This window comes from Candidatus Fonsibacter ubiquis (assembly GCF_002688585.1).
Lineage (GTDB): Bacteria > Pseudomonadota > Alphaproteobacteria > Pelagibacterales > Pelagibacteraceae > Fontibacterium > Fontibacterium commune.
The window spans coordinates 487,331-513,799 of sequence record NZ_CP024034.1 but is presented as its reverse complement, the minus strand read 5'-3'; the positions used below and the strand labels follow the sequence as shown (position 1 = coordinate 513,799).

The 26,469-nt window shown below is 27.8% G+C and carries 25 protein-coding genes and 2 tRNA genes; 17 read left to right on the top strand and 10 right to left on the bottom strand.

What is annotated here, in order from left to right; genetic code table 11:
- Positions 1–8: 8 nt before the first annotated feature.
- Positions 9–2,897: an excinuclease ABC subunit UvrA gene (gene uvrA / locus CR143_RS02920; protein ID WP_099340343.1), complete on the bottom strand. Its 2,889-nt coding sequence runs from the start codon at positions 2,895–2,897 to the stop codon at positions 9–11.
- Between the two features lie 83 nt (positions 2,898–2,980).
- On the opposite strand from uvrA, the gene ssb reads away from it, so the two are divergent.
- Genes ssb through CR143_RS02900 form a run of 4 tightly spaced genes read left to right on the top strand, consistent with a single transcriptional unit; the run spans position 2,981 to position 7,384 of the window.
- Positions 2,981–3,433: a single-stranded DNA-binding protein gene (gene ssb / locus CR143_RS02915; protein ID WP_099340342.1), complete on the top strand. Its 453-nt coding sequence runs from the start codon at positions 2,981–2,983 to the stop codon at positions 3,431–3,433.
- 9 nt (positions 3,434–3,442) lie between these two features.
- On the top strand, positions 3,443–6,130 hold the full coding sequence (gyrA, locus tag CR143_RS02910) for a DNA gyrase subunit A (RefSeq protein WP_099340341.1): 2,688 nt from the start codon (positions 3,443–3,445) through the stop codon (positions 6,128–6,130).
- Entirely contained in the window at positions 6,130–6,420 is a 291-nt protein-coding gene (locus tag CR143_RS02905; protein ID WP_099340340.1) for an ETC complex I subunit, read from the top strand. The genes gyrA and CR143_RS02905 overlap by 1 nt, the downstream gene beginning before the upstream one ends.
- Positions 6,413–7,384 (top strand): putative transporter, encoded by a 972-nt coding sequence (locus tag CR143_RS02900; protein WP_099340339.1) that lies wholly within the window; start codon positions 6,413–6,415, stop codon positions 7,382–7,384. The genes CR143_RS02905 and CR143_RS02900 overlap by 8 nt, the downstream gene beginning before the upstream one ends.
- Here the strand turns inward: CR143_RS02900 and CR143_RS02895 are convergent.
- Entirely contained in the window at positions 7,381–9,450 is a 2,070-nt protein-coding gene (locus tag CR143_RS02895; protein ID WP_099340338.1) for an ATP-dependent DNA helicase RecG, read from the bottom strand. The two genes, CR143_RS02900 and CR143_RS02895, sit on opposite strands and share 4 nt — an antisense overlap.
- Positions 9,451–9,487: 37 nt before the next feature.
- Here CR143_RS02895 and CR143_RS02890 point away from each other — a divergent pair, with 37 nt between their 5' ends.
- A complete protein-coding gene (locus CR143_RS02890; RefSeq protein ID WP_099340337.1) occupies positions 9,488–9,739 on the top strand; it encodes an FAD assembly factor SdhE in 252 nt (83 codons plus the stop codon).
- 18 nt (positions 9,740–9,757) lie between these two features.
- On the opposite strand, the gene CR143_RS02885 is transcribed toward CR143_RS02890, so the two are convergent.
- A tRNA-Ser gene (locus CR143_RS02885) sits at positions 9,758–9,847 on the bottom strand.
- Positions 9,848–9,889: 42 nt separating this feature from the next.
- Between CR143_RS02885 and CR143_RS02880 the strand changes: the two genes are divergently transcribed.
- Genes CR143_RS02880 through CR143_RS02835 form a run of 10 tightly spaced genes read left to right on the top strand, consistent with a single transcriptional unit; the run spans position 9,890 to position 20,472 of the window.
- The gene (locus CR143_RS02880; protein WP_099340336.1) at positions 9,890–10,885 is read left to right on the top strand and encodes a lytic murein transglycosylase; all 996 of its coding nucleotides are present in this window, start codon (positions 9,890–9,892) and stop codon (positions 10,883–10,885) included.
- A gap of 1 nt (position 10,886) precedes the next feature.
- On the top strand, positions 10,887–11,558 hold the full coding sequence (locus tag CR143_RS02875; RefSeq protein ID WP_099340335.1) for a hypothetical protein: 672 nt from the start codon (positions 10,887–10,889) through the stop codon (positions 11,556–11,558).
- A complete protein-coding gene (locus CR143_RS02870; protein WP_204524612.1) occupies positions 11,558–12,715 on the top strand; it encodes a D-alanyl-D-alanine carboxypeptidase family protein in 1,158 nt (385 codons plus the stop codon). The genes CR143_RS02875 and CR143_RS02870 overlap by 1 nt, the downstream gene beginning before the upstream one ends.
- Positions 12,712–13,347: a dTMP kinase gene (tmk, locus tag CR143_RS02865; protein ID WP_099340333.1), complete on the top strand. Its 636-nt coding sequence runs from the start codon at positions 12,712–12,714 to the stop codon at positions 13,345–13,347. The genes CR143_RS02870 and tmk overlap by 4 nt, the downstream gene beginning before the upstream one ends.
- Positions 13,334–14,275 carry a DNA polymerase III delta subunit-related protein gene (locus CR143_RS02860; RefSeq protein ID WP_099340332.1) on the top strand — a complete coding sequence of 314 codons (942 nt, stop codon included), beginning with the start codon at positions 13,334–13,336 and terminating at the stop codon, positions 14,273–14,275. Before tmk ends, CR143_RS02860 begins: the two co-directional genes overlap by 14 nt.
- Entirely contained in the window at positions 14,275–15,795 is a 1,521-nt protein-coding gene (gene metG / locus CR143_RS02855; protein WP_099340331.1) for a methionine--tRNA ligase, read from the top strand. The genes CR143_RS02860 and metG overlap by 1 nt, the downstream gene beginning before the upstream one ends.
- Positions 15,792–16,562, top strand: coding sequence for a TatD family hydrolase (locus CR143_RS02850; protein ID WP_099340330.1), 771 nt, complete (start codon positions 15,792–15,794; stop codon positions 16,560–16,562). Before metG ends, CR143_RS02850 begins: the two co-directional genes overlap by 4 nt.
- Complete coding sequence (locus CR143_RS02845; RefSeq protein ID WP_099340329.1) at positions 16,549–17,334, top strand: MBL fold metallo-hydrolase; 786 nt, start codon at positions 16,549–16,551, stop codon at positions 17,332–17,334. The genes CR143_RS02850 and CR143_RS02845 overlap by 14 nt, the downstream gene beginning before the upstream one ends.
- Positions 17,334–19,445, top strand: coding sequence for a glycosyltransferase (locus CR143_RS02840; protein WP_099340328.1), 2,112 nt, complete (start codon positions 17,334–17,336; stop codon positions 19,443–19,445). The genes CR143_RS02845 and CR143_RS02840 overlap by 1 nt, the downstream gene beginning before the upstream one ends.
- A 13-nt stretch (positions 19,446–19,458) precedes the next feature.
- On the top strand, positions 19,459–20,472 hold the full coding sequence (locus CR143_RS02835; protein WP_099340327.1) for a glycosyltransferase family 4 protein: 1,014 nt from the start codon (positions 19,459–19,461) through the stop codon (positions 20,470–20,472).
- 9 nt (positions 20,473–20,481) lie between these two features.
- Here CR143_RS02835 and CR143_RS02830 read toward each other — a convergent pair whose 3' ends face one another.
- Positions 20,482–21,399 carry a site-specific integrase gene (locus CR143_RS02830; protein ID WP_099340326.1) on the bottom strand — a complete coding sequence of 306 codons (918 nt, stop codon included), beginning with the start codon at positions 21,397–21,399 and terminating at the stop codon, positions 20,482–20,484.
- Between the two features lie 89 nt (positions 21,400–21,488).
- Between CR143_RS02830 and CR143_RS02825 the strand changes: the two genes are divergently transcribed.
- Positions 21,489–21,860, top strand: coding sequence for a cyclophilin-like family protein (locus CR143_RS02825; RefSeq protein WP_099340325.1), 372 nt, complete (start codon positions 21,489–21,491; stop codon positions 21,858–21,860).
- Positions 21,861–21,986: 126 nt separating this feature from the next.
- Here CR143_RS02825 and CR143_RS06385 read toward each other — a convergent pair whose 3' ends face one another.
- The 4 genes from CR143_RS06385 to CR143_RS02805 all read right to left on the bottom strand — a co-directional run bounded on the left by CR143_RS06385 (position 21,987) and on the right by CR143_RS02805 (position 24,090).
- Entirely contained in the window at positions 21,987–22,139 is a 153-nt protein-coding gene (locus CR143_RS06385; RefSeq protein ID WP_157780307.1) for a hypothetical protein, read from the bottom strand.
- A gap of 290 nt (positions 22,140–22,429) precedes the next feature.
- On the bottom strand, positions 22,430–22,999 hold the full coding sequence (locus CR143_RS02815) for a hypothetical protein (RefSeq protein ID WP_099340323.1): 570 nt from the start codon (positions 22,997–22,999) through the stop codon (positions 22,430–22,432).
- An 84-nt stretch (positions 23,000–23,083) separates the two neighbouring features.
- Positions 23,084–23,482: a hypothetical protein gene (locus CR143_RS02810; RefSeq protein ID WP_099340322.1), complete on the bottom strand. Its 399-nt coding sequence runs from the start codon at positions 23,480–23,482 to the stop codon at positions 23,084–23,086.
- Between the two features lie 8 nt (positions 23,483–23,490).
- Complete coding sequence (locus tag CR143_RS02805; RefSeq protein WP_099340321.1) at positions 23,491–24,090, bottom strand: DUF502 domain-containing protein; 600 nt, start codon at positions 24,088–24,090, stop codon at positions 23,491–23,493.
- 62 nt (positions 24,091–24,152) lie between these two features.
- On the opposite strand from CR143_RS02805, the gene CR143_RS02800 reads away from it, so the two are divergent.
- Positions 24,153–24,986 (top strand): M48 family metallopeptidase, encoded by an 834-nt coding sequence (locus CR143_RS02800; protein ID WP_099340320.1) that lies wholly within the window; start codon positions 24,153–24,155, stop codon positions 24,984–24,986.
- 235 nt (positions 24,987–25,221) lie between these two features.
- On the opposite strand, the gene CR143_RS02795 is transcribed toward CR143_RS02800, so the two are convergent.
- Positions 25,222–25,297 (bottom strand) — tRNA-Lys (locus CR143_RS02795).
- A gap of 48 nt (positions 25,298–25,345) precedes the next feature.
- Positions 25,346–26,461 carry a tRNA guanosine(34) transglycosylase Tgt gene (gene tgt / locus CR143_RS02790; protein ID WP_099340319.1) on the bottom strand — a complete coding sequence of 372 codons (1,116 nt, stop codon included), beginning with the start codon at positions 26,459–26,461 and terminating at the stop codon, positions 25,346–25,348.
- Positions 26,462–26,469 lie beyond the last annotated feature (8 nt).

Genomic DNA, 26,469 nt, shown 5'->3' with positions numbered 1-26,469 from the left:
AATTATTTTTAAGCACTCTTTCTTGAAATATTCTTAGATAGAATTTTTTTTAAAAATTCTCCAGTATAACTTCCCTTTGTTAACGAAACATCCTCTGGAGTTCCTTCAGAAATAATTTTTCCACCTTTTACTCCACCTTCAGGACCCATATCAATAATCCAATCAGCAGTTTTTATCACATCTAAATTATGCTCAATTACAATAACTGTATTTCCTTTATTTACGAATGTATGTAGAACCTCTAATAATTTTTTTACATCATGAACATGCAAACCTGTGGTTGGTTCATCAAGAATATAAATAGTCCTTCCGGTTGCTCTTTTTGACAATTCTTTTGCAAGTTTTATTCTTTGAGCTTCCCCACCAGATAGAGTGGTAGCTTGTTGACCAATTTTTATATAACCAAGTCCAACTTTTTGAAGCGTTAAAAGCTTATCTCGTATTGATGAAATATTTTCAAAAAAGATGACGCCTTCATCAACAGTCATATTTAAGACATCGGCAATATTTTTGTCCTTAAATCTTATTTCAAGAGTTTCCCTATTATATCTATTCCCTTTGCACACATCGCATTGAACATAAACATCTGGTAAAAAATGCATTTCATAAGTTATAACTCCATCCCCCTCACAAGCTTCACATCTTCCTCCCTTTACGTTAAAAGAAAATCTTCCTGGTTTATAACCTCTTGCTTTTGAATCAGGTAAATTAACGAACCATTCTCTTATTACTGTAAAAGCTCCAGAGTAGGTTGCGGGATTTGACCTTGGAGTTCTGCCAATTGGAGATTGGTCAATATCAATTATTTTATCCAAATATTCATAGCCCTGAATACCTTTAAAAGGTTTTGGCATATTTTTAGTTATAGTTTTATTAATCATTAAATTTAATGCTCGATAGAGTGTGTGAAGGACAAAGGTAGATTTTCCGCTACCAGAAACGCCTGTTACCGCTGTAAAAGTGCCAAGTGGTATCTTGGTTGAAACATTTTGCAAATTATTTCCAGTTGCTCCACTTAAACTTAAATATCTTCCATCTTTTGCTTTTCTTCTTATCTGAGGAATAGAAATATATTTTTTTCCAGATAAATATTGTCCAGTAATGCTATGCTCATTTTCTTTAATTTCCGAAGGTGATCCCATAGCAATAATTTTTCCTCCTTCTGTTCCAGCTCCTGGACCAAGATCAATTATATAATCAGAATTAAGCATTGCCTCTTCATCATGCTCAACAACTATTACTGTATTTCCTAGATCTCTTAATCTTTTAAGAGCATTTAATAATTTAATGTTATCTTTTTGATGCAGTCCTATGGAGGGCTCGTCCAAAACATATAAAACACCAGTAAGTCCTGAGCCAATTTGTGATGCCAATCTTATTCTTTGCGACTCTCCGCCTGATAAAGTTCCAGATGATCTTGATAAGTTCAAATAATCAAGTCCAACATTTATTAAGAAACTTAATCTTTCGTTAATTTCTTTTAAAATATGCACTGAAATTTTATTTTCTTTTTCAGTTAAATAATTTGGGAGGCTTGAAAACCATTCATAAGCACTCTGGATAGACATTTTTGAAACTTCACTAATATTTAATTCTTTTATTTTAACAGAAAGAGCTTCTTCTTTTAGGCGCATACCTTTGCATCTGTCACATTCCGTTTCATTTTGAAATTGAGATATTTCATCTCTTTTCCAATCGCTATCGGTTTCTAAATACTTTCTTTCCAAATTATTAACAACACCTTCAAATGTTTTTTTGTTTGAATATTTTTCATACCCATCATCATAAGAAAATTTTATTTCTTCCTCATCTGATCCATACAAAATTATATCTTGAATTTTTTTGGGTAGATCTTTCCATGGGGTTTCAAGTGAAAAATCATAATGTTTAGCAAGAGAAGATAAAGTTTGAGCGTAATACAAAGTTGAACTTGATGACCATGGTACGATTGCACCATCAATTAAAGATTTTTTTTCATTAGGAATTACTAATTTTGGATCTATATAAAGATCAACACCAATCCCTTCACATTCAGGGCAGGCTCCATACGGGCTATTGAAAGAAAATAGTCTAGGTTCTATTTCCTCTATAGTAAAACCACTCTCTGGACATGCAAATTTTGAAGAAAAAACTATTTTTTCACTTTTTTTAAATTCTTTAGGAAGATTTTCATTTATAAAATCTACATAAACTAAACCGTCAGATAATGATAAAGTTGTCTCAATACTCTCTGCTATTCGTTGCTGTTCTTTTTTATCATTTATGAATCCGTCTATGTAAATATCTATATCGTGTTTTATGTTTTTATTTAAAGTGGGTGACTCATCTATCTCATAAATTTTTCCATCAATTCTAGTTTTCTGAAAGCCTCTTTTTTTGTAACCTAATAACTCTTTTTTATATTCTCCTTTTCTTCCTCTTACTATTGGAGCAAAGATTTGAATTTTAGATTGTTTTGGCAGATTTAATATACGATCTACCATTTCCGAGACGGTTTGAGATTTTATGGGTTTTCCTGTGAATGGTGAATAGGGAATTCCAATACGAGCGTATAAAACACGCATATAATCATAAATTTCAGTTACCGTTGCAACGATTGATCTTGGATTTTTTGAAGTCGTTTTTTGCTCAATTGAAATTGCTGGAGACAAACCTTCTATCAAATCAACATCAGGTTTTCTCATTCGATCTAAAAATTGTCTTGCGTAGGCAGATAAACTCTCGACATATCTTCTTTGTCCCTCTGCATAGATCGTATCAAAAGCTAACGATGATTTACCAGAGCCAGACAATCCTGTTATTGTTATTAATTTATCTCTTGGAATCTCCAGTGAAATATTTTTTAAATTATGTTCTCTTGCCCCTTTAATAACGATTTTTTTGACAGTATTACTCATCTTTTCTAGTAAATTTTATTCTTTTAATTTGATTAGTCTGATATAATAAACATTAAATTCTTAGCACAAAAAAGATCTATATTATGGCAGGTAGCTTAAATAAAGTTTTATTAATTGGCAGACTTGGAAATGATCCAGAAATTAAGCAAATGCAAAATGGCAAAAGCGTTGCACGTTTAAGTGTTGCAACTTCTGAAAGCTGGAAAGACAAAAATACAGGAGAACGAAAAGAAAAAACAGAATGGCACCGTGTTGTAATTTTTAACGAAGGTTTAGTTAATGTTGTTCAAAAATATCTTAAAAAGGGAGCTCAAGTTTATATTGAAGGTCAATTAAATACAAATAAATACACTGACAGCAATGGTCAAGAAAAGTACAGTACGCAAGTAGTTTTGCAAGGCTATAATTCGAGTCTTACCATGTTGGATGGAAAAAATTCATTATCCGGTGATAGTAAAAAAATAGATAATAGCCAATTACCTTCGGATGATATGCCTGACATTTCGCAGGACCCTGACGATAAAGTTCCTTTTTAAAGCTACTTCATGAGTGAAGATTCAAATCAAGATATTTCAAAGATAAAAAAATATAATTCAGTTCAAATCGTTGATGAGATGAAAACCTCATACTTGTCTTACGCAATGAGTGTTATAATAAGTAGAGCGTTACCGGATGCAAGAGATGGACTAAAACCTGTTCATAGAAGAATAATTTACGCTATGTACAAAGGTGGATATGATTGGTCCAAACAATTTAGAAAATCAGCAAGAGTAGTCGGTGATGTAATAGGTAAATATCATCCCCATGGTGATCAAGCGGTTTATGATGCCTTGGTAAGATTGGCTCAAGATTTCTCAATGAGTGTTAAATTGCTTGATGGGCAAGGAAATTTTGGATCAATGGACGGGGATAGAGCAGCTGCAATGCGTTATACTGAAACAAGATTAGCAAAAATTGCCGAATATTTAGTTGCAGATATTGAAAAAAATACAATTGATTATCAAAATAACTATGACGATACTGAATTAGAACCAACTGTACTTCCAGCTCAATTTCCTAATTTATTAGTAAATGGTGCGGGCGGTATAGCCGTTGGAATGGCGACAAATATTCCACCACATAATCTAGGTGAGATTATTGATGGAACACTCGCTTATATAGACAATAATGAAATTTCAATTGATGAACTTATTAAATTAATTCCAGGTCCTGATTTTCCAACAGGGGGTTTAATTATTGGTAAAGATGCAATTAAAACTGGATATAAGACTGGAAGAGGTTCTATAAAAATAAGAGGAGAGATAGAAACAGAAGAAGAAAAAAAAGATAAAACGTTAGTAGTAATTAAATCTGTACCATTTCAAACCAACAAGTCGTTACTGATAGAAAAAATTGCCATGTTAGTAAGGGAAAAAAAGATTGAAGGAATTTCAGACATTAGAGATGAATCTAATAAAGAAGGTGTAAGAATCGTTATTGATTTAAAAAGAGGTGTTTCAAGCGAAATTATTATAAATCAACTTTATAAATATTCTCCAATAGAGTCATCATTTGGATTTAACACTCTTGCAATACTTAACGGAAAACCTGAGCTATTAAATTTAAAACAATTCATAAAAATTTTTGTCGAATTTAGAGAAAAAATTTTAATTAAAAGAACTTTATTTGATCTAAAAAAAGCAAAAGACAGAGTTCATATATTAATTGGTCTATTTGTAGCTATAGAAAATATTGATGAAATAATTGCCATTATTCGCAAATCAAAGAATCCAAATGATGCAAAAACAATATTACAAAGTAAACAATGGAACTTTAAAAAGTCAAAAATTAATAAGGATATTTTAGATGTTAGTGATTTATCTAATAAGGAACAATATTATTTATCTGACTATCAAGTTAGAGCAATTCTTGAATTAAGACTTCAAAAACTTACAGCAATTGGTCATGAAGAAATAAATCAAGAAATTTCAGATCTATATAAACTCATAATCAAATATAAACAAATTCTTAACGATAGGAACGCGTTGCTAACGCAAATTAAAAATGAGCTTAAAGATATAAAAAGTAAATTCGCAAACGCCAGAAAAACGAAAATTATAAATAAAATTGATAATTTCGATATAGAAGATGTTGTTCAAAAAGAGGATGTAATTATTACAATAACTAATAAAGGTTACATCAAACGTAGTCCTTTAAGTTCAATACGCGTACAAAAAAGAGGTGGCAAAGGTAAGACTGGGATTACTACTCGAGATGAAGATTTTGTAAGTCAAATATTTACCGCTAACACACTCACGCCTATTCTCTTCTTTTCATCAAAGGGAATTGTTTACAAATTAAAAGCTTGGAAAATTCCTGAAGGTTCAAATCAGTCAAAAGGAAAAGCGCTTCAAAGCATTCTTCCTTTGAAAGAGGGACATGTGATTACTTCTATAATGCCTCTTCCTAGTGATGAAGCAACATGGGCAAAAATGAAAATTATGTTTGCAACTGCTAAAGGTAAAGTAAGAAAGAATAGTCTATTAGACTTTGAAAATATTCAATCTAGCGGAAAAATTGCAATGAAATTAGAAGAAAATGACACAATAGTTGGTATAAAAATTATAGAAGACGACGATGATTTTCTACTAAGTACAGAAAAAGGCAAATCACTAAGAGTTCAATCTACAAAGTTAAGACTTTTTAAAGGGAGATCTTCTAAAGGAATAAAAGGAATATCTCTAAAAAAAGATGATAAGATTATTTCTCTTTCTATTTTAAAAAGTGTAAAAATTTCATCAGATGAAGCAAGAGCATATATAAAAGCATCTAGATTAGAAAAAGATATAGATGAACCTTTAGAAGATGAATCTGAAAAAACCAAACTAGTAAAATTATCTAAAAAACAAATTGATGATTTTAAAAATAAAGAACAATACATTTTAACAATAACTGAAAATGGTTTTGGAAAACGTTCTTCAGCTTACGAGTATAGAGTAAGCGGAAGGGGTGGTCAGGGTATTATTAATATTATAACTTCAGAAAGAAATGGATTAGTTGCATCCACGTTTACTATAAACCATGAAGATCAAATCATGTTAATTACTGATAAAGGACAGGCGATTAGATGTAATGTAAAAGATATAAGAATTACTGGAAGAAACACACAAGGCGTTAGAGTCTTTAGTCTTGCAAAAGATGAAAAAGTTGTTTCTGCCGCCAGAATTGAAGACGCAACAGAAGAAAATAGCTAATGATTGAAAAAGCAAAGATTTATCAGCCTGTAAAAACAGCAATGCAATCTGGTAAAGCTAGAACGAAATTTTGGATTTTAGAATTTAATAAAAATAATTTTAATAAAGACTTTGTGATGGGATGGGTATCATCGTCAAACACAAATGAACAAGTGAAATTAAAATTTGAGACAAAAGATCAAGCTATCGCTTATGCAAAAGAAAATAACATTCAATTTGACTTAATAACTCCTAAAAAAAATAAATTAATTATCAAATCGTATGCAGATAACTTTTTAAACAATGTTTAAAAGTTTTTTTTTAAATAAAAGATGGGTATTGTGGGCCTGGGGTGGAGCTATTTTATTAATTTTATCTTTATTAATTCAAGTATCTATCACTGTTAAAATTAATGAGTGGTATAAAGGGTTTTATGATTTATTACAAAACGCAGCTAAAAGTAATATATCTGAATTTTGGGAAAAGATTTATGTATTTAGCTATTTAGCATTCCCGTATGTTTTGCTAGCAACGTTTACTAGTTTTTTTACAAGAGTTTTTGCTTTACGTTGGCGAGAGGCAATAACTTTTGATTATCTTCCATTTTGGAAAAGTAGTGATGCTAGTGTTGAAGGTGCATCACAGCGAATTCAAGAAGATGCGAGTAGATTTGCTAAAATTGTCGAAAGTTTAGGTCTTCAAGTTGTAAGAGCTATAATGACATTAATTGCTTTTATTCCAATACTCTGGGGACTCTCAACTGGAATTGAAATAGAATTTTTAAAACAACTACCCGGATCTTTAGTTTGGGTTTCATTATTTGTTAGTTTAGGTGGATTATTGATAAGTTGGTTTGTTGGAATAAGATTACCTGGTCTAGAATATAATAATCAGAAAGTTGAAGCCTCATTTAGAAAAGAACTTGTTTATGGGGAAGATGATAGAATTAAATATGCAAAACCAGATACTGTTGTTGAATTGTTTTCTGGAATAAAATTTAATTATCATAGGCTTTTTTATAATTACGGTTATTTTGATATATGGGTAAATTTATACGATCAATTCATGGTAATCGTTCCATATTTAGTTATGGCCCCAAGTTTATTCAGTGGTTTAATTACCCTTGGTGTTATAGTTCAAGTATCAAACGCCTTTCAAAGAGTTCATAATAGTTTTTCATTGTTTATTCATCAATGGACAACAATAACTGAATTAAGATCTATTCATAAAAGGTTAGACGAGTTTGAGATGGCAATTGGTTATAAAACGATTTAACCGCTATCTATAATATTTAATATCTTATCTTTTTTAAAAAACTTAAGGAGCACATTAAATTTTTCTATAGGAAGGTTAGCTTGTGTATAAAAATCAGTTTCTTGTTTTGCTAGTTCAAAAAGATGAGAATGAAACATAGGATCTGCTACAATAAAATCTTTCTGACCACTTTGTTTGTATCCAATAATATCTCCAAATCCACGTAATTTTAGATCTTGTTCGGATATGTAAAATCCATCATTAGACTCTTTTAGTATTTTAAGCCTCTTTTTCCCATTTTCACTTATTGATTTTGAATATACTAAAATACATTCACCATTTTCAATACCTCTTCCAACTCTTCCTCTTAGTTGGTGCAATTGAGCAAGCCCAAATCTTTCTGAATTCTCAATAATAATTGTATTTGCATTTGGATTATCAACCCCAACCTCAACTACCGTTGTAGAAATTAGGATTGAAAATTTTTTTTTAAGAAAATTTTTCATTACAATATTTTTTTCATCATTTTTTAAATTCCCATGCATCACTGCAGCATTTTCAGGAAAAAATTTTGTTATAAATTTAAATCTTTCTAAAACAGGCGTTAAATTTACTTTTGTACTTTCCTCAATTAATGGACAAATCCAATAAATTTGCTGCTCTGATTCAATTTTTTTTTTTATCAAATTAATTAGATCCGGTATTTTCTTTTCAGGAATAATATTTGTTGCAATTGTAGTCTTTTTAAATGGTTTTTCTTTTAGTGTAGAAATATCCATATCTCCATAAGTTGATAAAATTAAAGTTCTTGGAATTGGGGTTGCGCTCATTAATAAAACATCACAATTTACCCCGCCTTTATCAGAAAGATTTATTCTTTGTCTAACTCCAAATTTATGTTGTTCATCTATAATAATTAATCCCAAATTTGAGAAAGATACTGTTTCTTGGAACAGTGAATGCGTTCCTATTAAAAAATTTATTTTCCCCTCAACTAGTTCTTTTTTAATTTCGATCTGTCTTTTTTTATTGATACCGCTACTCAGAATTTCTACATTAATGTCCTGTCCTTTAGTTAATGATCTAATTAAATTTAAATGTTGAGTGGCTAATATTTCCGTAGGGCACATTAATGCTACTTGGTAGCCAGCAGCCACAACATTTAGGCCAGTAATTATTGAAATTATAGTTTTTCCTGAACCGACATCACCCTGAAGCAGCCTAATCATTTTTTTATCACTTTTTAAACTATCATCAATTTCTTTGATGATTGTTTCTTGATCTTTAGTCAGAGTGAAGGGAAGATTTTTTATTAACTTTAATTTTTGATCTGAGGAAAAAAGTTTAGGTTTTTTGTAAATTGTTGCAATTTTTTTTTTAATTTGCGCAAATATTAACAAATTTGAAAATATTTCATCAAAAGATATTCTCTCATACGTTAAAGAATTTTTATCTAAATCTTCAATTTTTTTTGGATTATGAAGTTGAATTAATGATTCTTTAAAACTAAACCATTTATTATTTTTTATTATATGATCTCTATGCCATTCTGGAACATCAGGAATTTCTTTAATAATATTTTCATAAATTTTATTAATAGTTTTGTTAGAAATGCCTTTTAGTGATGCATAGGTAGGCATTATTTTTGTAACTTTTTCTTCGTTATTTATTGAGGTTACGTAATCTGGATTTGTTATCTGATACTTATTTTTATAAAAATTAACTTTTCCCGAAATAATGACCTCACTATTGATGGGAAGAATTTCTTTAATGTAGTTTTCCCTTGAATTAAAAAAAACGATATTTATCTCACCGGTTTCATCAAAGCATTGAACGGTATTAGGTAGTCTCCTAATTCTTGGAAAATTATGTTTTCTCACTTTAACAAAAATTGTAGAGATTTTACCAATTTCAAGATTGTTTAACTTTGGACAGTGCGTTCTATCAATTAGTCCATATGGAAAATTAAAAATGAGATCTATATTAGTGTCTATTTTTTTTTCATTAAATAATTTCTTTATTTTTGGTCCTATACCTTTTACCTTAGAGACTGGATTAAAAAAAAAATTAAAATCTTTTTCTATCATTTAAAAACTGATTTAAATTAAGATATATATATTAAATATGAGTGATTTAATTAAAAAACTTATTTACCGCTCGAATCATAGAGGAACTAAAGAAATGGATTTATTGATCGGTGGTTTTGCTAATAATAACTTGCAGAGTTTAACACTGGAAGAGTTGAAGGAATTTGAAATTTTATTAAATTTTACAGATAAAGAATTAAGCTCATGGTTGGTTGACAATAAAAAAAATATTGAAATTGAAAAATTTTCCATTTCACAGAAAATAAAAGAATTTAAACTAAAATTCTAAAAATAATTAAATTAATAATGGCGGAGAGGGTGGGATTTGAACCCACGAACGAGTTGCCCCGTTGCTAGTTTTCAAGACTAGTGCTTTCAACCGCTCAGCCACCTCTCCTTGATTAATGACTTTAATTGTTAGCTATGTTAAAAAAAAGTAATGGATATTTACCTTAAATTAAAAATATTTCTAATTATTTGTTTATTTACAATATTTAATTCTAGTATTTCTTTATCAAATGAAAAATTTAATGAATGGTTGATCGAATTCAAGGGCAGGGCAATTAATCAGGGCGTTTCAAAAGATACAGTTGATAATGCTTTAAAAAATGCAAAATTTCTGGAAAGAATTGTTGCATTAGATAGAAAACAGCCAGAATTTTTTGAAAAAACTTACGAATATTTAGATAAGAGAGTCAACGAAGCTCGAATACGGGAAGCAAAAAAACTGTTAAGTGAAAATTCTATTCTTCTTCAAAAAGTTAATGCTAAATTTAAAGTGAATAATGAAATTTTAGTAGCATTATGGGGAATTGAAACTAATTTTGGAGTTAATAAAGGAAAAGTTGATATAATTTCAGCTCTCTCAACCCTTTCATTTGATAATCGAAGATCTGAATATTTTGAAAAAGAATTAATTATACTTCTAAAATTAATTGATAAAAAAATTGTTAAATATGAAAGTTTGTATGGTTCATGGGCAGGAGCGATTGGAAACTTTCAATTCATGCCATCTACAATACAAAATTATGCACTAAATTTCGACGAGAATTCAGATATTGACCTGATTAACTCTTTTCAGGACTCTCTGGCATCAGCTGCTAACTACTTAAAAACAATTGGATGGAATGAAAAAGATATTTGGGGCTTTGAGATTCAAACTGATAAAGAATTTGATAAAAATTTAATTAGTCCAGATTCTAGAAATTTTAAAAATAAAATAACTATTGCGCAGCTAAAATTACTAGGTTTTAAAAATAAAAATGGAAGTGAAATCTCAATTACAGATAAAAAAGAGGGTTGGTTAATAAGACCAGACGGAGAAGATGGTCCAATCTATATAGTGTTTGATAATTTTTTAAGATTATTAGAATGGAATAGATCATTGCGTTTTGCAATAACTGTAGGGACTCTTTCAGATAAAATAAAAATTTAAAATGAGAAATAAAATATTTATTTTATTTTTTCTTTTTATTACATCTTGTCAAAATCTTCCAACTTATGAGAGTGCTCAAATTTATGAAAAAATAGGTTTTGCTGAAATATCGAATGATAATCAAATTGCTCATCATACAATAGCTCCTAATAGACAAATTAGGATTACAAATTTATTAAATAAAAAAAATATTATTGTAAATGTTGATAAGAATTTAAACTATAAAAAACAAAGAGAAATTATACTCCCCAATAAATATTCCGATTTATTAGAATTAAATTCAACTTTACCTTTAGTGAAAATTGAAACTTTAAGGACAAATAAAACATTCAAGGCAAACATTGGGAAAATTTTTGAGGAAGAGAAACAAGTAGTGCAAAATGTAGATGTTAAAAATGTTGATATTGTTGATTTATCAAAAAATAAAAAGAGTACAGATATCAAATTAAAAAAAATTGAAATTTTTTATGGTGATTTCATTTACAAAAATTCAGCACTAGATATGGTTAGCTTGCTAAAAAAAGAAATTTCGAATGTTAATCCAGTAATTGTCCAAGTTAATAAAAAATATAGAGTAAAAGCAAAAACCATAAATGATATCAATGATTTTGATATTTTTTTTGACAAAATTGTTAACACTAAGTTTGAAAATTATAATATAAGCGTTGATTGATGTTTAAAAAAAATTCTTTACTTATTGCATATATTTTTTTTTTTAATTCTATTGCTTATTCTCAAATAATTATTCCAGATAAAGTTAGACAAGGTATTGTCATTGAACATTTTAATGGAAATGTTTTGGCGGAAAAAAATGCAGATCAAAAAATATCTCCTGCTTCAATGACTAAAATCATGTCAGCCATTATTGTATTTGATCAACTAAAAAATAAAAAAATTAAGCTTACAGATCAATTTGTAGTTTCCAAAAATGCTAGAAACGCAACTAGATCTGGTGAATCAAGTATGTTTTTAGTTCCAGGTGATAAGGTGTCTGTTGAAGAATTGCTAAGGGGTCTAATTATTACATCGGGTGTAGATGCTTCTATTGTTTTAGCTGAAGGGATAGCAGGTAGCGAGGAGCAGTTTACAAATCTAATGAATGAAAAAGCTCAAATAATTAATATGGCCAACACAAAGTTTAGTAATTCTTCGGGAACATTTAGCCCAGATAATTATTCAACAGTAAGAGATATTGCATTGTTATCATCTTATTTGATTAATAATTACCCTCAGTATTATAAATATTTTAAAGAGAAAGATTTTTTATGGATAAGAACTGGTGGCAATCCAATTAAGCAAGAAAATAGAAATACATTACTTTTTACTGATCAAGAAGTTGATGGAATAAAAACAGGACATTTAAAAGATAGTAAGTATTCAATTGCGGTAACAAAAAAGAAAGATAATAGAAGAATAATAGTTGTTATCAGCGGTCTACCAACAATGTCTTCAAGAGCTGAGTCTTCAAGATTATTACTAAACAATTCTTTAAGTAAAATTGATCTTTTCAAAATACCTTATGATAAAGATAAATTTAAAATAAAAATTTGGAATGGAAGTTCAAACTACTTAGATGTTCGTGGAACAAATAAAGATGCTATCTTCATTAATTTGCCAAAAAATTTGAAGAATCCAAAAATTAGGACAGAATTAGTATATGAATACCCTTTGCAAATCCCAATTAAAAAATTTGAAAAAGTTGCGATCCTTAAAATTTATAACAATAAAGATCTAATCGATACTCAGGAATTATTCGCTCAAAAAGATATAACAAATAAAAATATATTTTTTAAAGGTATTCAAAATATTAGCCATTATATACTGCAATGAAAAAACCTTTTTTTATCTGTTTTGAGGGGGTAGAGGGCTCAGGAAAGTCAACTCAGGCAAAGCTATTATATAAATTTATTAAAAATAACATCACTAAAAAAGTAATATTAACCAGAGAACCCGGTGGAACGGCATTTGCTGAAAAAATTCGAAATATATTGCTAGATAACAAAATTAAAAACAGTCCTTTAACCGAGTTTTTTCTATTGATGGCTGCCAGAAACGATCATGTAGTAAATAAAATTAATTACTATCTTAAAAAAAAATTTATTATTATTTGCGATAGATTTTTTTATTCTACACTGGCATATCAACATTATTTAGAAGGAATGGATAAAAACTTTATATACAACATCCAAAAAAAAATTTTTGCTAATATTCATCCAGATATTACTTTTTTAATTGATTTAGACAAAAAAGAATCAAAAAAAAGAATAAATAACAGAACAAAGAAAAAAAATAAATTTGATAAACTTTCTACCTATCATTTTAATAAGATTAGAAATGGATTCCTTAAAATTTCAAAGATTTATAAAAATAAAATTACTTTAATCAATGGCAGTAAATCATTAAATGAAATTCAAAATGAGATAAATAAAAAAACTTTAAAAGTATTAAATGTCAGACATTAACTTTCAAAATATTGAAACACAAAATAGGTATCAAAAATTTTTATATGGCTATGAGTACATATTTAATAATCTAGTTACCCTTTATAAAAAAAATAAATTACCTAATAAAATTATATTTAACGGAAGTGACGGTATAGGAAAGGCAACATTAGTGTATCATTTGACTAATTTTATATTGTCAAATAATGAAAGTAATCCTTACGATGTTGATGCTAAAGAAATACAACAAAATAATAAAAGTTACTTAGATTTAGTTAATAATTCAAACTTTAATTTTAAACATTTAAAAGTCGATGATTATAAAAAAATAATCAGCATTGAAGAAACAAGAGAAATTATCAATTTTTTTAACAAGTCATCCATAAATAGTAAACCTAAAATATTTTTTTTAGAAGGTGCTGAAAGTCTAAATAAAAATTCATCAAATTCCATTTTAAAAATTTTAGAGGAACTTCCTGATAATAATTATTTTTTTTTATCATATCTTGAAAATAAATTCTTACTTGATACGATTAAATCAAGATGCTTTAATTACAGACTTTTTTTAAGTTCAAAGGAAACTCGTTTAATCAAAGAAAAACTAATTACACAATACGAGACAAATAAAACAATTATTAGAGATTTGACTCCCGGAACAAATATTAAAATGAATATACTGTTTGATGAGTTAAACATTTACGAAAAAAATTTTTCTGAAAAAATTTTAACAATGCAAAATTTTTATTTAGATGAAAAATATAGTAAAATATTAGATTTAATTCATATTTATATTGAAAATTACTTTGCAAAAAATTTAGAAAAAAATAATTTTTTTAAAAGCTTTAGAATAAGAAAAAAAATTAATAATATTATTCACAACATCAAATCAATTAATAACGATATAAAAAGTAGTTTTTATGAAATTAATCTTTTACTTGGTATTAGATAATGAAAAACTTTTATTTAACCACACCGATTTATTATCCATCAGCAAAACCTCATATGGGGCATGCTTATTCAAGTATATCTGCTGACGTTATCGCCAGATTTAAAAGAATTGAAGGGTATAATGTTAATTTCTTAACCGGAACAGATGAACATGGCCTTAAAATTCAAAGAGCAGCTGAAAAGCAACAAAAAGATCCAAAAAACTTTTGCGATGAAATATCAAGAAATTTTATTGATCTTGCAAAAAAATTAAATCTTACAAATACCGATTTTATTAGGACTACCGAAGACAGACATAAGAAAACTGTATCAAAATTATGGAATGTTCTTGAAGAGAAAAAAGAAATTTATATTTCAAAATACTCTGGCTGGTATTCTGTATCTGATGAAGCTTTTTATAATGAAGATGAAATTGAGACCAAGGCTGATGGTAAAGTTTCTAAAGTATCAGGATCTAAAGTTGAATGGATGGAAGAAGAGTCATATTTTTTTAGACTTTCAAAATGGCAGGAGCCTTTATTAAAGTATTATGAAGATAACCCAGACTTTATCGCTCCAATTAGTAGAAAAAATGAAGTTATAAGTTTTGTTAAAAGTGGACTTAAAGACCTATCAATCAGTCGAACCTCTTTTAAATGGGGCATACCAGTTCCTAATAATAACAAACATGTAATTTATGTGTGGTTAGATGCTCTTACCAATTACATAAGTGCATTAGACTATTTTGAAAAAAAGAATAAAAATCAATTTTGGCCGGCAGACATTCATATTATCGGTAAAGATATTATAAGGTTCCATTGTGTTTATTGGCCAGCTTTTTTATTAGCAGCTAGGATAAAATCTCCAAAAAAAGTTTTTGCTCATGGCTGGATCCTTTCCGGGGAAGAGAAAATGTCAAAATCAAAAGGAAATATTTTAGATCCTTTAGAAATTATTGAAAATTATGGATTAGATGAAATTAGATATTACTTAATGAAAGAGGTTATTTATGGTGAAGATGGGAAAATAACACCAGAAAATTTAATTAATTGCATAAATAGTGATTTGGCTAACAATATTGGAAATTTATATCAAAGAATAACTTCAATTGTTCATAATAAGTTAAATTCTTCAATCCCATTATGCAAACCAAAAGACAATTCAGATTTAAAAATATTAAATTTAGTTGAAGATAATTTAGATTTATTAATTAAAACTTTTAATAAATATGAAATTCATAACTATTTAAAAGACATTATTCAATTATGTTCGGAAGTTAATAAATATTTGAATGACTCAGCGCCATGGTCTTTAAAAAATGATAATTTAGAAAAAAGAAATATTATTATATATACCGTTTTAGAATTTATAAGAAAAATTTCTATATTACTTCAACCAATTATTCCTGAAAAAACCAAGATAATATTAGACTCTTTAAATGTTAAAGAAGATGAAAGATTTATAAAAAATATTAATAAAAATTTTTCTATCAAACCTGAGTCTAAAATTCAAAAAATAAATATTCTTTTTAAAAAACAATGATTATAGACTCTCATTGTCATCTCGATTACGAGCCTTTAATTAATGATATTAATCAAGTTTTGCTAAATGCAAAAAATAATAATATTTCTCATTTATTAACGATTGGAACAGGCTTAGATAGTTCTAAAAAAGTTTATGAAATTGTTGAGAAATATGAAAATATTTACGGTTCAATTGGTATTCACCCTAATTCGACCACTAATAATTTGGCAGACCTAAATGAACTTCTAACTATTAAAAAAAAAAGTAAAAAAATAATTGCTTTTGGCGAAACAGGTCTTGATTATTTTTATAAAAGAAGTGAAAAAAAGGATCAGTTATATTCATTTGAAAAACATATTGAACTTGCAATTTCCGAAATAGTGCCCATTATTGTTCACACAAGAGATGCTGATGAGGACACTCTTGCAGTTATCAAAAGTCACCATTTAAAAACAAAATTTTTAATTCACTGTTTTACTGGCGGTTTAGAATTTGCCAAAAAGCTATTAGATCTTGGATGTTTTATTTCATTTAGTGGCATTATAACATTTAAAAAATCCTCTGATCTTAGAAATGTAGTAAAATATGTTCCTATTGAAAAAATGTTAATTGAAACGGATTCTCCTTATCTTAGCCCAGATCCATTCAGAGGCAAAAGTAATGAACCGGCAAACGTTAAAATTGTAGCTGAAAATGTCGCCTTAATTAAAGATATTTCTTTTGAAGCTGTTGCAAATATAACTACAAGAAATTTTAAAAATTTTTTTTTTAATGAAAAAAACTGAAATAATTTTACTAGGATGTGGAAGTTCATTAGGCGTACCAAGAATTGATGGTTATTGGGGAAAAGCTAAAAAAAAAAATAAAAAAAACTACAGAACTAGATGCTCTTTATTTATTAAATACGGAAATATAAATATATTAATTGACACTTCTCCAGATATAAAAAATCAACTGTTAAATAATAAAATTAAAAAAATTGATTTTGTTGTTTATACTCATGATCACGCTGATCAAACTCATGGTATTAATGAACTTAGGCCATTTTTTTGGATTAATAAAAAAAAGATTCCAATTTATGCAGACAAAAAGACTTCAAGCCATTTATTAAAGTCCTTTAAATATTTATTTGTTAGAGAAAGTAAATATTATGTACCAATTTTAAAAATGAATATTATTAAAGATTTTTTTGCTCTTAAAAAAAATAATGATACAATTAAATTAGAAGCAATCAAAGTTAAACACGGTGATATAGATTGTAACGGATATTTGTTTAATCAAATAGCTTATTTAAGCGATTGCAGTTCAATATCTAAAAAATCTTTAGATAAATTAAAAAATTTAAAATTGTTAATTATAGATTGTTTAAAATTTCAAAGTCATAAAACACATTTAAATTTTAAACAATGTTTGAACTATATAAAGATTTTAAAACCAAAAAATACTATATTAACAAATTTACACAGTGATATTGATTATTCATTACTAAAAAAAAAACTACTAAAAATGTCCGAGAATGTAATTCCTGGGCATGATGGATTAAAGATTGTTATTTGATGAAAGATAAAAAAGAAATTGCAGTGCTACTACCCAATAAAGAAGACTTCTCTACAAATAATGCGGCTGCAGCTTCAATTTGGGTAAGAGATTTTAACAGGGGTGAAATTATTAACAAACAAATAGTTTTTGGTATCGCGACGTCTTCTCCTTTAACTAAAAATTTTATAAATTTAAAAAAAACAAATTTAATAGATAATAGTTATTTTTATCTTAAGAATTTTATTAAAAAGTTAACAAATTCTATTAAAATTATCGAAATTCATAATAGACCTCATTTCTTCTTTTTTCTTAAAAAAAAATTTCCAAAATATAAATTTATTTTAATATTTCATAACGACCCAAATACTTTAAGAGGATCAAAAACTATTGAAGATAAAATTGAAATTTTAGAAAGATGTGATGAAATTGTATTTGTAAGTAATTATGTTAAACAAAGATTTTACCACAACATTTATAGTTATATACCAGTTAAAGGGCATATTATTTATCCTGCTACTAATTATTTCAATCATAATTTTAAAAAAAAATTAAAAAAAAAGAAAACTATTATTTTTGTTGGTAAACTTAATTCATCCAAAGGTTATAATGTATTTGGTAATGCAGTTATTGATATATTGAATAAATATAAAGATTGGCATGTTATTGCTGCTGGCAATGAAAAAAGAGAATCTTATATTTTTAATCATAAACGATTTAAAATTTTGAATTGGTCATCTCATAAAAAAATTATTAATCTATATAAAAGTACATCTATTTCTATAGTACCTTCACAGTGGCATGAGCCATTTGGGCGAACTGCAATGGAGTCATCTGATTTAGGCAATGCTTTAATAACTAGTGGTAAAGGTGGATTGTTGGAGACCGCTAACAATCCTATTGTTCTTAAAAAAGTTAATAAAAAGAACATTGTAAAAGAAGTTGAAAAGTTAATTAAATCACCAATCTTATTAAAAAAAATTCAAAAATTTAATTACAAAAATAGAAGAATTAATTTCAAAGATAATTTAAAAAAATTAAACGGTCTTAAGCTCCACATGATTAAGGACCATGATTATAATTTTAATATAAAAAAAAATATTATAAGAGTTTTGCATATATCAAATTTTAGTGAAAGAAGTGATTATAGGTTATTAAATATTAATTTAGCTAATAAGATTTCAAATGGATTAAATAATGAATATGTACAAGCTATTAATTTTAGTGATAGAGCTTTTTCTAAACTAAATAATTTTTCTTCAATTGATAATAAAATTTTTAGAATAGTTGCAAATTTAAGACCTAATTTAGTATTATTAGGTCATACTAATTCGCTCAAAGTTGAAACTCTTAAAAATATAAAAGATAAATTTTCAGATACAAAATTTGCATTCTGGTACGAAGACTCAATTAATAAAAAAGGTCCAGATTTCAATAAAAATAAAATATTTATTGAGAAATACAAAGATTATATTGATAATTTTTTTATAACAACTGACATAAATAATGTTGAAGCCTCCATACCAAAAAATAAATTAAATTATATTCCAATACCTTGCGATAAATTCACTGAAAATTTAAATTTATCTAAAATAACAAATCATATGTATGATATTTTTTTTGCTGTTAGCCATGGGGTTAATCGAGGAATTCTTAAAAAAGATAAGATTGATAGTAGAGAAGGGTTTGTAAGAAATATATTAACCAAATCTGTTGATATTTCTTTTAATATTTTTGGCTTTAATAATATCCAACCTACATGGGGAGATAAATTTAATTATGAAATGTCTAAATGTAGATTTGGTTTAAATCTAAGTAGGGGGGAGCCCATTAAATATTACTCAAGTAATAGAATAGCTTCATACATAGCAAATGGTTTGCCAACATTAATTGATGAAAAAGTTAAGTTTAATGATTTCTTTACAAGTAATGAAATGATTTTTTATAAAGATGTTGAAGATTTAATCGATAAAGTTAACTTTTATAAAAAAAATGAAAGATTAAGAGCCAGAATTGGATTAAATGGTAAAAAGAAATATTTCAAAATTTTTAACAATGTAATTATAGGAGATTATATTTTGTCAAAAACCCTTGGTTTAAAACCATCTTATAAATTTGCTTGGGATAAATAATATTTTTTATTAAATGAAATTACTATTTGTTAATAATAGTTTAATTAATTTAAACAATAAAAATATAAATAAAGTTGGTGGAATTGAGCATTGTAATTTCGAACTAGCGCAAGGATTGTCGCGTTTAGGACATGAAGTTACTCTTGTAAGTAAAATAAAAAATAAGCAAAAAGTTAACAATATTACTAATCTTCCTTTTAATTATCTAACTTTAATCGAAAATAATAATCTTTACGATATTGTAGTTAGTTCAAACTATTCACAGGTTTTTAAATTTAAACAAAAATCAATTAAAGTTCTTTGGATGCACAATGAATTACAAATAGAAAAATCATTAAGAAAAAAAGAATTTTTACCAATAATTTTTCATAGGCCTCATGTTGTTTTTGTAAGTAACTATTTGAAGGAATTAACTACATCTTTTTATCCATTTAAAAGTAAAACTATCATTCCAAATGGGTGCTCCGAGTTATTTCTTAATAATAAAAGAAATAAAAATATTAAACCAATTTTTATATGGACTGTAAAAAGGGATATGGGACTAGATGAAATTATTGATATTTGGTGCCAAATAATTTTTAAAAAATTGCCCCTTGCTGAATTACATGTACACGGCCTAAATGTTCCTAAAAAGCAAAAAATAAATATTGATTATGATAAATTTAATATTAAATTTTTTGGAGTTGTTAGTAGAGATTTTTTAGCAAATAAATACAAGTATAGTACTGCTATGCTTCATCCAGGATATGATGAAACTTTTTGTATATCGGCATTGGAAGCTTTAGCTAGCGGCTTGCCAGTTATAACCTTTAATCGAACAGCTTTAGCTGAACGTGTTGTTAATAATGTAAATGGTTATGTAGTAAAAACTTTTGAGGATATGGCAGCAAAAGCTATAAATTTAGTTGCAAATAAATCTCAATTAACTAAATTAAGCAATAACGCTAGCAAGTCTTCAAAAAAATTTTGCTGGAACAATATAGCTCTTACATGGAATAAATATTTAAATAATCTTAAACTAATCTAAATATAATATTTATAAATCTATTTTATTTAAAGCATTATTTTTAAATAAATTTGACTCTTTGATATATCGTCTTACCATTTGAGTAGTTTTATGACCAGTCATTGTCATTATGCTTTTTTCATCTGCACCTGAACTAGCCGCAGTTGTTGCAAATCCAGATCTTAAACTATGTCCAGAATATTTTTTTGGATCAAATCCAGCTGCTAATAAATATTTTTTTATTAAAATTGCAACCATTTTATCTGAAATGTTAAAAACAAAACCTTTATTTACTTTACAAATCTCAATCCAATTTTTTAAATAAGTAACTGGACAAAAATTTTTTTCTTTAAAATAGGGTATAGCTTTTATCATTCCTTCTCCGGATTGATCAGTTTTAGATCGTTTAATAAAAATTTTGACACCTTCTATTGTAAATTCCAAATCTTCAAAATCAATATTTACCAGTTCCGACCTTCTAAAACCTCCTGAAAATCCAATTAATATTAAAGCTTTATTTCTAGTTTTTTTTAGAATATTTTTTTCTGACTTATCTATAACATTGATAATTTCTTTTAATTCATTAATTAAAATCGGATTTTTGGATTTTTGAAATACACCCTTCTTTCTTTGTATACCCATTAAATTTTCAATTATTAGTGGATGCTTAATGTCTATATAGTGTCCTTTTAGTTTGTGAATTACACTAATAGAGGCCAATCGACGTTTTAACGTACTTACTTTTGAATTTGACGATAGGTCAGTTAGATAAAATGAAACAATTTTTGGATCCGCTGGCAAAGATATAAAATTATTTTTTTTACAAAAATTTATAAAATGATTAAAATCAGATTTATAAGCTCTTAAAGTATTAACTGATTTTGAAGATCTGATATTATTTAAAGTCTCTAATTCAATAGAAATAAGATCCTTAACTAGATTTGACATAAATTTCCGATAACCATTAATTATCGGAAATATTAATACAACTATAAATTGATGTCAATATCATCAAAAATAGCTATTTATCATTATCAATGCTCCTTAAATTCGATGACTTTGAGATTAAACTAAACCTAAATAACTCTCAAACAGCGCTCAAATTGGCCAAATTAAGCTCATTTAAGGCCCAAATAAACACTTGGGGAGAGGAAATATACTTCGAGACAGCTAATCTAGGCATTAAGCCAGATAAAAACGCTAGAGATGTAGTCACTTTTGGCGAAGTTGCTTATTGGTGTGATGGTCATTCAATAGCTATTGGCTTTGGAAAAACACCAGTTTCAATAGAAAATGAGATTAGATTAGTTTCAAAAGTCAATGTTTTCGCTACTTTTATCACTTCAACAAAAATACTCAATAATCTGAAGAAATTAGATAATAATCATAGAGTTAGTATTATAATTTAAATACTTAAATTTATATAAAAAATATTATATTACAATAATATATATATAATATTTAAAGTATTACTTTAGTATTAAGTAAATAATAGTTTACATTTAATAGTAGCTCCTTTCTAGTTTATTTATTCTCTAATTCTGAGTGCTGCCAAGTTTGTCCTTATTAATGGGTTCAAATGGATTGCACCAATAAACAAGACGACTGGTATCCCTTCTATATGGCTCCGTCTTAAATATGATTGGATCTTTAGCTTCAGGCTCCTCTTTTTTAACAATCTTTTCCATAATAACAGCTGGAGCAACTACTTCCTCTACTGTTTTATCAACAATATCTGTTGGTTTTTCATAAAGTTTAATAAGTTCCAGTAAATCTTCCTTCTCATGTTTATCTTTGGTTTTCTTAAGTTGCCTTTTAAAATCACTAATATACCTTTTTTAATCTTATTGATTTTATTATCTATTAATGGGTTTGTTTCTCCAAAATAGCACCCTTTATAATAATCATCTTTATTAGAAAAGAAATTGAAAAACCTTTTTTCTCTTTCATTAAAGTATTTATTTTTCATAAAATCTCCTTAATTAATTTTATTTTTATTAGAATTTCTTCTTGCAAAATAATTATCAATTAATTTTTGACGACAAACTAATGTTCGAATGTACATCGTATTTAATTTGATATTGGCATTTTCCTCTTTGCAATCTCTTCTAAAAGAGAGTCCCTGAAGCTCTGGAATTTGATCTAATTCTTTAGCAACTTCTTCAAAATCAGATCTTTTAAGCAAATTAACACCAATATTATTAATGCTAGTTTTAATTTGTTGAACAATATCTTGATTAAAAAGACCAGTTTCTACAACAGAAAACCTTCTTAATTTCCAGCCTAATACTATTATTTGAATACAATCATCGACTTCAATAGCATCTTTAGGATCATAAAATCTAATCTGTGATGTTCTATATTCTTGAAACTCTTTTACATCTTCACCAATTATTAAATGACGTCTTGCTTCAAGTCCGTGCTTTAATGAATTGCGTGATGATCTGAATTTTCCAGCAGAAGTTTTGGGTCCTGTTGAATGTTTTGCATTTCTTCTATTGGCTTCTATTCTTTTAATAGAAACCACATTTGTTTTTTCTTTTGACATAACTATCCTCCATATTTGGTTTATTTTAAGAGGATTTTATCAGATAAAAAATAACAAGGGGTTGCCTGTATTAATCAAGGTAAACTAATCCATCATAGAGGCTTGTTTATTGATTTCTTTAGGAAAGCGTTTGTATAAATTTTCATATTTTTGTCTTACAGATTTGTAAAAATCAGGGTCATCTTTCCACTGTCTTTTGATCTTATGATTGTGTTTAAATAAATCTAAATCTGCACGAATTGCATAATGAATATCTTGCTCCCCTTCTCTTCTTCTGACTAAATTTCCATAAATATCTCTTAGAGGTTTGCCAGACTTTTTAATTAAATTTTTTCTAATTACAGAAAATATCAATATCTCTTTAAATTTAGGTTGCTTATGATGCTTTGCTCTCCAAATAATGTCGCAGACTTCAAAACAGCTAAAACCTATTTGGTTTGCTAATTTTCTGACTCCACCCCACCCAAAATATTCTTGTTTCATACATAATATTATTTAGCATTCTCTTCGATTGTCCCTGCTGACATAATAAATTTTGTAGCGCTCTCAAAACTCATATTTACGTAGATTAAATCTTTTTTAGGAACAATTATCAAAAAACCACTTGTTGGATTAGGAGTTGTTGGAATAAATACATTTATCATTCCTTCTAACTCAACCATCTTATTTTCGTTTGTAGCAAAACCAACAGACCATACGCCTGTTCTTGGAAATTGAACTAGAACAACTTTTTTAGTATTTGAACTATCATCATTTCCACCAAAACTTTTGGTTAACTGGTTTACTCCAGTATAAATAGTCCTAAGTACAGGAATTTTTTCTAATAAAGCCTCTCCTACTATTAGAAATTTTTTTCCAAGATATGAGACTGAAATCAAGCCAATGAATGTTATCAGCACCACCGAAATTAAAATTTCTAAACCCGGTATATTATAAGGTAGATATGTGTTGGGATTTAAAGATTTCGGTACAAGTTTAGCTAATATTTCCATTATAAAAATAACAAAATAAGCAGTTATAAAAATTGGAATAAGCGTAAAAACTCCTGCTAAAAAATAGTTTCTAAGCTTTGTAAATATTGATGATTTCATGATAAACTAATTAGAAATAACATTTTGTTGTCTAAATTCACAGTTAAAATATTTAAAATTTGATGAAAATTAATAGAAGAGATTTCTTATCATTAACTACTTGTTGTTGTGGTGGTTTCTTACTTTCAAGTTGCGCTACCGCTCCTATTACAGGAAGGCAACAATTAACGCTTCTTCCTGAGTCTATGATAAATAGCCAAGCTATTGGTGCTTATAAAAAAGTTAAAGAAAAGGCGAAGTTAGTTGAAGATAAAGATCAATTAGAACCAATCATTACTGTTGGAAAGAGAATCGAAAAGGCAATTAAATATTATTTTAAGAGTAAAAATTTAAAAGATCCTACAGAAAATTATGATTGGGAATATATTTTAATTAATGATCCTAAAACTTTAAATGCTTGGTGTATGCCTGGTGGCAAAATTGCTTTTTACACGGGTATCCTTGAAGTAACCAAAGATGAAAATGGATTAGCTGCTGTCATGGGACATGAAATTGCGCATGCCGTTGCAAGGCACTCTCTTGAGCGAGCTAGTGCGGCACTTGCTATAAATGTTGGAACCATGGCTGCAGATATTGCCTTAGGTGGTGCAATTTCTAGAACGAGAAATACTGTTGGTCAAACAACTGGAATGGATATTATCCAGCTTGGAATTTTTAATCCATTTAGCAGATATCAAGAGTCAGAAGCTGATTATCTTGGCATAATTTTTGCAAATTTAAGTGGTTATGATCCTGCTGGAGCAATCCAACTATGGGAGCGAATGCAGGAAAAAATGAAAGGAAAAGAGCCTCCACAATTTTTAAGCACCCACCCTTCTTCTGGGAACAGGATAAATGATTTAAGATTATTAATACCGAAGGTTAAAATCGAGTATCCTAAAATTCAAAATCTTTAATTTATGATAAATTTAATAATGAGTTATTTATTATGGATTATTTACTTTTCAATTTTTTCAATTTTTATTCTATCTATTTTGATTTCAATTTTAAAAAAGATCAATTTTATTAATGAAAAAAATGTACTGGTTAGGTATTTGGAATATAATAAAAACGACAATTCCAACGTTAAACTACTTTTAATATTTATTATATTTTTACTTATTTGGTCTTTGGTATTTGTAATACAATAAATGGTGAGCCCGACAAGATTTGAACTTGTGACCCATTCCTTAAAAGGGAATTGCTCTACCAACTGAGCTACGGGCCCATTAATGCAAGGTTTTATATAGTTTAAACCGCCCCTGAAAGCAATTTTTTAATTAGCTTCATTAAACAATTCAAAGTGTTTTTTATAGAATGCGTCAAATTTATTTTCTTTAATTGCACTTCTAATCTTCTTCATTAGGTCCTGGTAAAAGGCGATATTATGCCAAGTGAGAAGCATGGATCCTAGAATTTCGTTGGAGTTTACTAAATGATTTAAATAATTTTTAGAATATAAGTTTGATGCAGGACAATCGATAGATTTATCCAAAGGATCCTCGTCCTTAGCATATTTTGCATTTCTGATATTTATTTTTCCATTCCAAGTAAAAGCAAGCCCTGTCCTACCTGAACGTGTCGGTAAAACACAATCAAACATATCTATACCTCTTTTAACTGCCCCTAAAATATCTTGAGGCATACCAACGCCCATTAAATAATGAGGTTTGTCTTTTGGTACAATATCTTTAACCGCATCAACAGCATCAAACATTTCAGATTGATTTTCACCAACCGCAAGTCCTCCTAAAGCATATCCATCAAAACCAATATCTATTAACTTTTTTAAACATTCTTTTCTAAGATCTGGAAATATTCCACCTTGGGTTATTCCAAAAAGCCATTTTGACTCTTGTTTGCCAAATTTTTTTTTACATCGTTCAGCCCATCTAAGGGATAAATCCATGGATTTTTTAATTAAATTTTTTTCAGATGAATATTTAGGACATTCATCAAATACCATTACAATGTCTGAGTTTAAGTCTAATTGAACTTGAATGCTTTCTTCAGGCGTTAAGAAAAATTTTTTACCATCTATATGGGAACTAAACTCAACTCCATCCTCGCTTACTTTAGATATTTTTGACAAAGACATAACTTGAAAACCGCCAGAGTCAGTAAGTATTGGCATTGGACAATTCATGAAATTATGAAGACCGCCTGCCTGTTTTATTCGCTCAACTCCAGGCCTTAACATTAAATGATAGGTGTTTCCTAAAATAATTTGAGAACCGCAGCTTTTAACTTGATCAATATACATCGCTTTAACGGTTCCTGCTGTTCCAACAGGCATAAAAGCTGGTGTATCAATTACTCCTCTAGGTGTTGTAATTTTTCCTAGTCGAGCACCATGACTTTCATTTAATAAATTAAATGAAATAGATTTCATTTTTGACT